Origin of the sequence: Bacillus sp. REN3 (assembly GCF_017912555.1) — a bacterium.
Lineage (GTDB): Bacteria > Bacillota > Bacilli > Bacillales > Cytobacillaceae > Mesobacillus.
The window spans coordinates 1-457 of record NZ_JAERSD010000071.1; the positions used below are offsets into that span (position 1 = coordinate 1).

The following is a 457-nucleotide window of genomic DNA, read 5'->3' on the forward strand; positions in this document are numbered from 1 at the left end:
CGTCTGTTTAGGGTTTTAGCTATCTTGACGCTGCCGTATCGTTGCTTGAACTCCAAATGGGTCTGAAGGATTGCCTGTGTCAATTTCTCGTTTCGTTTCTGCCTGTCGCTTTTTGGCCGGTTCAACCATTTAAAATAGCCGCTTTTGGAAACTCCCAGGACTTTGCACATCTTCTCCACTCGGAATCGGGAGCGATTCTCATGAACGAATTCATATTTTACCGAGGGCTTTTCGCGAAGTAGTGCATCGCCTTTTTTAAGATCTCATTCTCCTCCTGCAGGTCGCGTACTTCTTTCTTGAGCACCCTTAGTTCAGCCTCTGCCGAAGAGAAGGTTTGCACACTCTTGACTTCTGGCTGCTTGCCGTATTTTTTGATCCAGCCATGTAACGTGTTCTCATTCACCCCAACTTCTCTAGCCGTCTGAGCGACTGATTTGTTGTGTTCATTGATGTACTT

The 457-nt window shown here is 46.4% G+C and carries 1 protein-coding gene; it reads right to left on the reverse strand.

Going from position 1 to position 457, the window contains the following annotated elements; genetic code table 11:
• Window positions 1-217 precede the first annotated feature (217 nt).
• Window positions 218-457 (reverse strand): transposase (locus JJQ88_RS21030; protein ID WP_210367981.1); only part of this gene is annotated, 240 nt, incomplete at its 5' end.